At 69.8% G+C, this 10,259-nt stretch carries 5 protein-coding genes and 1 pseudogene; all 6 read right to left on the bottom strand.

Features of this window, described 5'->3' with window-relative positions; translation table 11 throughout:
* Positions 1–36: 36 nt before the first annotated feature.
* On the bottom strand, positions 37–6,141 hold the full coding sequence (locus BGN98_RS00325) for an Ig-like domain-containing protein (RefSeq protein WP_288118668.1): 6,105 nt from the start codon (positions 6,139–6,141) through the stop codon (positions 37–39).
* Between the two features lie 140 nt (positions 6,142–6,281).
* Positions 6,282–7,439, bottom strand: a pseudogene (locus BGN98_RS00320) (ATP-binding cassette domain-containing protein); the annotation flags it as partial.
* Positions 7,402–7,602, bottom strand: coding sequence for a hypothetical protein (locus BGN98_RS00315; protein WP_204946426.1), 201 nt, complete (start codon positions 7,600–7,602; stop codon positions 7,402–7,404). The pseudogene BGN98_RS00320 and the gene BGN98_RS00315, both read right to left, overlap by 38 nt.
* A 60-nt stretch (positions 7,603–7,662) precedes the next feature.
* Complete coding sequence (locus BGN98_RS00310) at positions 7,663–8,241, bottom strand: DNA-3-methyladenine glycosylase I (protein ID WP_288118660.1); 579 nt, start codon at positions 8,239–8,241, stop codon at positions 7,663–7,665.
* Between the two features lie 9 nt (positions 8,242–8,250).
* Complete coding sequence (locus BGN98_RS00305; protein ID WP_204948144.1) at positions 8,251–9,291, bottom strand: epimerase; 1,041 nt, start codon at positions 9,289–9,291, stop codon at positions 8,251–8,253.
* 198 nt (positions 9,292–9,489) lie between these two features.
* Positions 9,490–10,259 (bottom strand): acyl-CoA dehydrogenase (locus tag BGN98_RS00300; RefSeq protein WP_288118658.1); only part of this gene is annotated, 770 nt, incomplete at its 5' end.

Here is a 10,259-nt window from a genome sequence, read left to right as displayed (position 1 = left end):
GTTCGTTCCTTGTCGTCGTTGATCGATGCGGCCGGGTCAACCCCGTGGCCACCATGTCTTCTCGGTGTCGACCGACCCGCCCCATCCGAGGATGTCGACCCACGCGTTGTTGCCGTCGGCGCCCTTCCAGCACTCGAGCTGGACGGAGCCGTTCGCCGGCAGGTTGAAGGCGAACGTGCCGCCAAACTGCGTAGGGCCACCGGTGTCGTGCCAACACTGGATGCTGTACCGGCCGGCGGGGAAGTTCTGCGTGTTCACCACGTACTTGTAGCAACCGTTGACGCATCCGCCGCCCGGGACGTAGTCGCCACGACTGACCCACACCCGCGGCTGCGGGGGCGGCGGGGCATCGACCGTGCGTGCCGAGTCGGACGCGGTCGTCGTCTGACCGGCCGCGCTCGTGCGCACCTCGATGCTGTGCGTCTCGCTGTAGCCGTAGCCGCGCGTGATGGAGCCGCTCGCGTCGCGGCTGACGAGGCCTCCGTCGATGTACACCTCGGTGGCGATGTCGCGCCCGTTGCGGGACGGCGACGACCACGAGTACGTGATGTTCGTCCCGGATGCCGAGGCGTTCGCTGACGGGTTGCCGATCGGCCCGTAGGGCGACACGGCGTTCGAGTCGTTGGAGGCCCCACTGGCGTAGGTGCTGCCGTCGACGGTCGAGACGGCGCGCACGCGGATCGTGTACGTGCCGTTGTTGTTGACCTGGCCGTTGCCGATCGTGCCGGCGCCGTTGGTGCCGCCACCGACCCAGTCGCCGCGCCAGCCGCCGCCGTTCACGGAGTACTGATACTGGATCTCGTTCGCGTTCGCGCCGTTGCCGGAACCGGCCTGCCACGTCACACCCACCGCGTTGTTGCCCTCGGTGGCGGCGACCCCCGTCGGCGCCGCCGGAGCGGTGACACCGCGGCGCGGGGCGGACTGCGGGCTGCGGTCGCCCCAGCCGGCCTTGTTCTGAGCGCGGACGTCGAACGTGTAGTCCGTCGTCGAGGTGTCGACCTTGACGGCCTGGCTCGTCTGGCTGCCCGAGACCGGGATGGTGTTCACCACGGAACCGCCGCGCAGGACGCGCAGCTCGTACCCGGAGATCGCGTCGCCGTTGTTGGCGGGCGCCTTCCAGTCGACCTGGATCTGGGCTTGCGAGCCCACCGGCGACAGGAGCGTCGTGGTGGGCGCGGCGGGCGCGTCCGGCTTTCCGGCCGGCACCATCGACGCCGACCAGGGGCTGAACTCGCTCGGATCCGGCGCCTTGTTGTGGGCGCGCACGCGCACCTGGTACGACGCCCCGTTCTCGAGGCCATCCCAGACGATCGAGGTTCCGGTGACGCCCGTCTTCTGCACGATGCCCGACGGCGGCGCCGGCGAGATCTCCAGCGTGTACGACGTGACCGGCGAGCCCTCCGAGCGGGGCGGCACCCACGACACGGTGAGGCTGCGGTCGCCGAACTGCAGCGTCGGCGGCGCGGGGGTGTCGGGGCGCACGTCGGGGCGCGCGGTCTCCGACGGCAGCGACGGGTCGGACGTGCCGACCTTGTTGCTGGCGCTGACCACGAAGTTGTATTCGACGTTGTTGGTCAGCCCGTCCAGGGTGCACGTGGTCGACGCGCACTGCTTCAGGTAGTTGTTCGCCGTCGACGTGACGGTGTACCCGGTGATCGGCGACCCGTTGTCGGTCGGCGGGGTCCACGAGAGCACGACCGTGCGGCTCTGGATGCTGGAGACGACGGGGCGACCCGGGGCATCCGGCTTTCCCTGCACCGTGATGCGGATGCGTCCCTCGACGGCGCGGTCGGGGTCTCCGGTCGCGTCCATCACGCGGTAGCGCGCGATGACGGTGCCGACGAACGCCTTGTCGCTGGTGACCTCCACCCGGTCGCCCTTGACGGCCACCTGGGCCTGCCCGGTCTCCAGCACCGCGCTCTCGATCTTGAGCGGGGTGTCGGGGAACGGGTTGACGTCGTTGGCGAGCACGGGCACCGACTCGGTCGAGCCCTGGGCCGACTCGGCGATGACGTCGTCGTTGGCGCTGGCCAGCGGCCGCGTCGACGCGGTGACGGTGATCGAGATCGTCGCGTCCGCCGGCGTCGTGGTGCCGTCGTCGGCGGTGACCGTCAGGTCGGCGCGCGTCCCCTTCTTCGTGGATGCCGCGGCCGACACCTTCAGCTGCGTGCCGTCGACCGAGGCGGTGAGTCCGTCGGGCGTGGAGCCCTTGACGGCGAACTTCAGCTTGCCCTGATCGCCGGGATCGGGATCCGTCGCGAGCGCCGCGAGGTCGAGCACGGCCGCGTCCTCACCGGGCGCGACGTTCATGGAGGCACCGAGCATCGTCGGCGACTGGTTGTCGGGCGGCAGCACCGTGATCGGGATCGTCAGCGTGGCCTTCCGACCGGTCGGATCGTCGGGGCCGTCGCCGTCGGTGACCTCGAAGGTCAGTGCGTCGGAGCCGAAGTAGCGGTCGGCCGACGTGTAGACGAGAGTCTGCTGGTCCTTGATGAGGCTCGCGCCGTTCGCGTGCACCGCCGACACCTTGGCGGCCTCGGTGATCACGACGCTCTTGCCTCCGGCCGCGCGGACGTACTGCGAGAGCGGAAGCGAGATCGTCTCGCCGCTCTTGACCTCGACCGGCTTGGTGGAGATGAGGCTCGGCGGCAGCTCCGACAGCGCCGGCACGCGGATGAAGGCGGAGTCGGTGAGGCCGTCGGGGTCGGTGACCGTATAGGTGATGAGCTGACGCTGGTCGGTGACCTGCACACGGACGGTGCCGTCTGCGCCCACGCGCGCGTTCTCCCCGCCCGCACCGAGGGTCACCGTGAGATCGCTCTTCGTGCCGTCGGGATCGTCGTCGTTCTCGAGCACCGCCACATCGGCCGTAGTGCCGTCCTTGACGTCTTCGGCGCGCACGCGGTCGTCGCGGGCGATGGGACGCTCGAGCGGAACGTTCGGGTCGACGGTGATCTGCACGCTGGTCGAGGCCCGCGCGCCGCGCGAGTCGGTGATCGCGTACTGCAGCGACGTGTTCATCTGCTCGTTCGGAGCCGTGATGAGCAGATACTTCCCGCTGACGCGCGCCTTCAGGCCGGGGACGTTTGGCGGCAGCGTCACCGGGTCGTCCGGGGCGAAGCCGAACTCGTCGCCGTCGGGGTCGGAGTCGTTGGCGAGGACCGGCACCGCGACCTCGCGTCCCGGGCGGATCGTCACCGTGTCGCGCACCGCGTAAGGCGCCTGGTTCACGGATGCCGCGGGTGCGATTCCGACCTGCACGGTGGCCGTGGCGTCCTTGCCGAGGCTGTCGCGCACCCGGTAGGAGAACCGGTCGACGCCCGCGGAGTCGCCGAATGCCTCGTAGGTGAACGAGTTCGCGCCGGTCTCGACGATGCGCCCCTTCTTCGGCGCGTCGGCGATGCCGACCAGCTCGACCGAGTCACCGTCCTGGTCGATGCCGTCCAGCGGCACGGGGATCGTGACGGTCGAACCGCTCAGCGTGCGCGCGGTGAGATCGCGCGGCTTCGGCGCGGAGTTGGCCTCGTCATTGCGCGGCAGGATCTGGATCGTGACGTACCCTGCGTCGCGCTGACCGGTCGAGTCGACAGCCTCGTACGTGACGTAGACGGTCTTGGGGGTGCTGCCGGCGCGGAAGCGGACCTTGTCCTCGGAGACGAACGCCTCGCCGTCGGCGGGGTCGACCAGAGGAGGCACGAGGTCGGGGGCGACGTGCATCGTGTCGCCGTTGGGGTGATAGTCGTTCGCAAGCACCGGAATGGTGACCGTGTCACCGACGCGCACGACGGCCTGGTCGTCGTTGGCGACCGGAGGACGCAGCTTCGCGGGCGGCGGCACCGGGATGACGACGATCTCGCCCTCGGCTGTGCGCGCACCGTTGGAGATCGTGTAGCCGACGCGCACCTGCGTGCTCAACGACCCGACGTCGCTGATGCGCACGGTCTCGTGGCCCAGCACCGCGGCTGCGACACCGGAGCCGGGGACGGCGCTGACCGACTGCACCACGAGAATGCCGCCGGCGGGGTCGGTGTCGTTGGAGAGCACGTTGACGAGCACGTCGCCACCGACAGGCAGCAGAGCGACGTCGCGCACGGCGACGGGCGGCAGGTCCTCGTTGGATGCCGGGAGCACATCGATGCGGACGAGACCCGGCACCGAGTTGGGGCCGGCAGACACCAGGTACTGCGGGTAGTACGTTCCGGGGCTCGACGCCGTGAACGTGAAGGTCTTGTTCGCGAAGTCCGGAACGATCGTCGCGCCCGGAACCTCGTCGACGCGGGTCAGTCGTAGCGGTTCGCTGCCCGAACTCGTGTCGTTCGTGAGCGGGGAGACCGTCACGGTGCGCCCGACCTGCGTGACGACGTGGTCGGAGTTGGTGACCGGAACCGTCGTGCCGAGCGGACGGATGTCGTAGCGCGCGATGCCGGGGCCGTCGGCCGTGCCGTCCGACACGACGATCGGTACGTCCTTGCGGCCCTGGACGCCGCCGATCGCCCGGTACGTGATCTGCCCATCGGGCGTGAAGTCCGCCTCGTCGCCTCCGTCCGCGGCGACATCCTTGAGGAAGATGTCATCGCCGTCGGGGTCGATCCAGTCCGACAGCACGTTGTACGAGGCCGTGCCGCCGGACTCCACGGTGATGGGCGTGGTGCGCTTCTGAACGGGAGCCGCATTCACATCGAACGGGTGCACCGTCACCGTGACGGTCGCGGTGGCTTCGCCGCCACGGCCGTCTTCCACGGTGTAGCGGAAGCTCGTCGAGCCGGTCGCCCCGTCGGGAGCGGTGAACTGCAGAGCGGCCCCGTTGTTGATGGGCTCGACGCTGCCGAACGCGGGCGTCGAGGCGGGTGCGGCGACGAGCACGTCGCCGTCGGCATCCGTGTCGTTATCGAGCACCGGCAGCACCGTCGTGCGGCCGGGTCGCACGCCGTACTGGTCGTCCTGCGCGATCGGTGGCGTGTTCTGGTCGGTCCGCTCGGGGAGCGTGGTCTGCACCGTCTCCTCGGTCGTCTTCTCCTCGTCGTCGCCGTCGCCCTCGGGCGGCGTGATGTCCTGCCAGTTGTCGACGCGCTGCATCGAGTCCGAGGCCATCCACGCGGCACCGCCGAAGACATCGTTGAGGACGACGACGTCGCGGTTGACCCGGAAGTGCAGCACGCTCGTCGACTCGACGCCGGGAACGTCCCGTGCGGCGTCGTCGGCGTCGCCGGGGCAGTCGCGCACGAAGCGCCCGCTGCCCGACCAGGCGCCGTAGGCGCAGCCGGCGACGTACACCGGCTCGGCGGGGGTGCCTTTCGAGCCGCCGGCCTCGATCGTCTGGGGATCGCCGCCACCCGTGGGAATGCGCACCAGCGACGTCGGCGTCGCGAGGGTCACGGCGTCGGCCGTGCCCGAGGGCTGCTGCAGCACGGCGTCGCCCGGCACCTGCACGCGCAGCCCGTCGCCGCCGTAGAGCGTGTTGGTGTCGTGGTCGAGCACGTACGGCGTGGTGCCGACGACGGTGATCGACAGGGTGTGGTCGGCCGTCACTCCGGGAAGATCGCGCGACGACTTCTGCACGGTGGTGCCGTCGTCGCCCTGGCCGTACGAACGGACGGTGGCCTCCGACGCGGAGGCGGCGTAGACCGTGCCATCGACGCCGACGGCGATCTTCGCGTTCTTGCCCTCGTCGGCGACGGGCTCGGCGCCCTGGGCCCCGATGCCGCTGATCGCCGTGAACGGGCTCGTCCAGAGTGAACCGGTGGGCTCGATGACCGCGACGGTGTCGGCGCCCATCGCGACGGTGGACCCGGGCTTGAGTTCGGCCGAGTCGGACATGATCACGCGAGCGGGATCGACGGCCGCGATCGACGATGCGGTCGAGTCGACGACGAGCACACGGGTGCCGCTCTGCAGGATGTCGTAGTCGGAGGTGCCGGCGCGCAGTCCGCCATCGAGCACGCGCGAGGAGTGGTTGAAGTGGCCGATCAGTAGGCTGGACTGCTTCGTGACCCACACGCCGCCGTCGTTGAGGTCGACCTCGGTCGTCGGCTTACCCTCGTACGACACCGCGAAGAAGCCGACCACGAGGGCGGCCGCGGTGACCGCGGCGGTAGAAATCAGCGTACGCGGGCGCGCGCGAAGCCACGCAAAGGACTTCATTGTGGGCTCGGCTCCCCTCCGGGCTCGTATTCATTTGCGTGGCGTCGGGACCTGTTGCTGAAGCAGGCGCACACGTCGTGCAGACCCGGATAGCCTACGTCACGAAATCAACGGCTGCGTGGCCTTGCGCATGGGGAGAACTACCCACTATTGGATCGTCCTGCTCCGACGTAGGTAGCCAGATGACGAGCCGTGAGCGTCTCACCCGTGGCGATCAGGTCCTCAGGTGTTCCCGCGAACACGACTCGACCACCCTCGCGACCGGCGCCCGGACCGACGTCGATGATCCAATCGGCGTGCGCCATGACCGCCTGGTGGTGCTCGATCGCGATCACCGAGTTGCCGGCATCCACGAGACGATCCAGCAACGCGAGCAGGTTGTCGACGTCGGCGAGGTGCAGGCCGGTCGTCGGCTCGTCGAGAACGTACACGGCGCCGGGCTTGGCCATCGCGATCGCGAGCTTCAGACGCTGCCGCTCACCGCCTGACAGCGAGGAGAGCGACTGGCCCAGCGTCGTGTAGCCCAGCCCGACGTCGATCATCCGCCGCAGGACCGCGTGGGCCGGCCCCGTGCCGACGAAGGGGGCAGCCTCGTCGGCCGACATCGCCAGCACCTCCGCGATCGTCTTGCCCTGCCACCGGTACTCGAGGACGGTGTCGCTGAACCCGCTGCCGCCGCACAGCTCGCAGCGGGTCTCGACACTCTGTGTGAACCCGAGATTGGTGATGATGACACCGAGGCCTCGACACGCGGCGCAGGCGCCTTCGGAATTGGCGCTGAACAATCAAGGCTTGACGCCGTTCGCCTTCGCGAACGCGTTGCGGATCGCATCCAGCACACCGGTGTAGGTCGCCGGATTCGAACGGCGCGAGCCTTTGATGGCCGTCTGGTCGACGACGACGACGTCGTCGAACGCCGGCAGGCTGCCGTGGATGAGCGACGACTTGCCCGATCCCGCGACTCCCGTGACGACGGTGAGGATGCCGAGGGGCACGTCGACGTCCACGGAACGCAGGTTGTGCAGACTGGCGCCGCGGATCTGCAGTGCGCCGCGCGCCGTACGCGTCGCAGTCTTGAGTCGCGCACGGTGATCGAGGTGGGTGCCAGTGAGCGTTCCCGAGGCACGAAGCCCCGCGACGTCGCCCTCGTACACGATGCGTCCACCGGCGCGGCCCGCACCGGGTCCGAGGTCGACGACGTGGTCGGCGATGGCGACGACCTCGGGCTTGTGCTCGACGACGAGAACCGTGTTGCCCTTGTCACGCAGGAGCAGGAGCAGGTCGTTCATCCGCTGGAGTCCCGAAGACGAGACTCGACTTGCCCGAGCCGCTGACGCCGGTGAAGACCGTGAGCCGACGCTTCGGGATCTCCACGTCGACGCCCTGCAGGTTGTTCTCGCGTGCGCCCACGACGCGGATGAGGCCGTGGGAGTCGGCGACGTGTTCGGATGCCGGTGTCATGGCGACAGTCTGCCGCGAGGGTGCGACGTCGCACAGTCCCGCGTCGACCCGCTCGCGCGTTCACACCGCGCGATGACACCCCGCGAGGTGATCGTCGACCATCCCGGCCGACTGCATGAGTGCGTACATCGTCGTCGATCCCACGAAGCGGAAGCCGGCGGCACGCAGCGCCTTCGAGAGCGCATCGGATGCCGCCGTCACGGCCGGCACGTCGGCGAACGCGACCGGACGCTCGCCCTCGGCCCGCACCGGCGGCGCGAACGACCACATGACATCGTCGAGCGCACCCGGCTCCATCTCCCGCACCAGGCGGGCGTTGCCGATGGTCGCGAGGATCTTCGCGCGGTTGCGGATGATCCCGGCATCCGCCATCAGCCGCTCGACATCGTTTTCGTCGAACTCCGCGACCACGGCGGGCTGGAAGTTTGCGAACACCTCGCGGAATCGGGGGCGCTTGCGCAGGATCGTGATCCACGACAGCCCCGCCTGGAAGCCCTCGAGGCTCATCTTCTCGAAGAGGGCGCAGTCGCCGTGCAGGGGAAGACCCCACTCCTCGTCGTGGTAGCGCCGGTACTCGGCGTCGTCGCCCACCCAGCCGCACCGGAGCAGGCCGTCCGGGCCTTCGCGCAGATCATCCACTCGGTCAGGCTAACCGCGGGCGCCGACATCCCCGCCGACGCCGGCGCGGGCGCCGCGCGGGGCGGCTGATGCGAGACTCGCTCGCAGCGCCTCCTCCAGGTCACGGTGCGCGAAGACGAACCCGGCCGCGGTCAGCCGCTCGGGGACGACCCAGCGGCTCTTCAGCACGAGCTCCGGCTCGGTGCGCAGCAGCCACATCGCCGGCTCCAGCATCCAGCGGACGGCGGGCACCCCGAAGGGAGCGCCGACGATGCGCCGCAGTGTGCGCATGAGCGTGCGGTTGTCGGAGGCCTGCGGCGCGACGACGTTGACGACGCCGGCCAGCTCGTCACGCTCGATCAAAAAGTGCATCGCGGCCACGACGTCGTCGATGTGCACCCAGCTGAAGCGCTGGCGTCCGCGGGTGCGGTGGTGCGGCGCGCGCCCGTCGCCGCTCGGATGCGGCCCGATGCCGCGGTAGCGGCGGTGCTGCAGCCACCAGCCGTCGCGCTGAGATCCGCCGAGGCCGAGGCGGGCGAGCGTCGTCAGCATCCGGGTGGCGGGGCCGTCGCCCAGCACGATCGCCATCCGCATCGCGACACGGCGCGTCTGCGGAAGCTCTCCCGCGAAAAGCTCCTCCTCCCACGCCCGCGCCACGTCGACGGAGAATCCCGTGCCGAGCTCACCGGCATGCTCGGTGTGCGGGGCATCGGTGCGGTGCCGGTAGATCGTGGCGGTGGACGCGTTCAGCCACACGGCCGGAGGCGACGACGCCGCGGCGATCGCCGTCCGCAGGGCGCGCGTCGTCTCGATGCGTGAGCGCAGGATCTCGTCGCGGTTGCGGTCGGTGTAGCGGCAGTTGACCGACTTCCCCGCCAGGTTCACGACGACCTCGGCTCCCTCGACGGCTCTGACGAGTGCGGCGGCGTCGTTCCAGGCCACCCCGGCGGTGCGACCGACGACCGTGACCTCGTCGCCACGAGCGCGCAACGACTCGACGACGGCCCTCCCGATGAAGCCCGACGCCCCGGCGACGACGACGCGCCGCCGTGTCTGCTCGTGCACCGGCATCCCCTTTCTGAACATGTTCAAAACAAGCTACCCTCGGGGGCATGAGCGCGTCCAGTGGTACGGCCGTCTCCCGCGACGTGCCGCAGCTTCACCTACGAACTCCGCAGAAATGCACGAACTCCGCACGATGTGGGCGCAATCGTGCGGAGTTCGTGACATTCTGCGGAGTCGGCGGGGCAGGCGGCCTCCGCCGCGCGGCTACTTCTTCTTGAGCGACTTCTCCGAGACGGGGGCCTCGCCGGAGGCGGCGAGATCGGCGTAGTACGCCCGCGCCTCGCGCTGGCGCTCCTGCTCGACCCCGGAGGCGATGGGTGCGCGCACGTGCTCCGGCTCGAACGCGAACGCGTCGACGAGGTCCTGGGCGTGGGGGCGCAGCCGCAGCAGCAGGCGGTCGATGTACTTCGAGACGGATGCCGCGCGCTGCGCCGACAGTCGGCCGTTGATGAGGTACCAGGCGAGGTGCTTCTCGATGAGGTGCAGACCGAACAGATCGCGCAGCCACCCCAGCACCTGCGCCGTGCCGGGATCGGAGATGCCGGCGATGCCGTCGCTGAACGCCTCCCACTGCAGCAGCTCGCCGTGTGCCCGCGCCGCCTCGATCAGCTCGGCCTGATTGGCATTGAAGATCGCCGCCGCCTCGGCGGGCGATGCCTTGGATGCCGGGCGCAGCCGCCCGGCGATGTCTTCGATCATCTGCCGCACGCGCTCCGCGAGCAGCTCGTGCTGCTGCTCGGCCCGCAGCCCGAGCTCGACCGAGCGCGCGGTGGAGCCGAAGTCGGTGACGGCCTGACCGAGCTGGCGCAGCCCCGCCCCGTGGAACACCTTGCCGGCGGTCTGCTTCGCGGCGAAGGACGCGAGCTTCGCGGCATCCGCGCCCTTGAACTGCTTCGCGAAGTCGTTGAGCAGGCGCTTGCAGACAAGCTGGAGCAGGACGTTGTTGTCGCCCTCGAAGGTGACGTAGACGTCGA

Source organism: Microbacterium sp. 69-7, from assembly GCF_001897985.1.
Taxonomy (GTDB): domain Bacteria; phylum Actinomycetota; class Actinomycetes; order Actinomycetales; family Microbacteriaceae; genus Microbacterium; species Microbacterium laevaniformans.
Note: the sequence above shows the minus strand (reverse complement) of the source record. Positions and strands in the feature narration are given on the sequence as shown.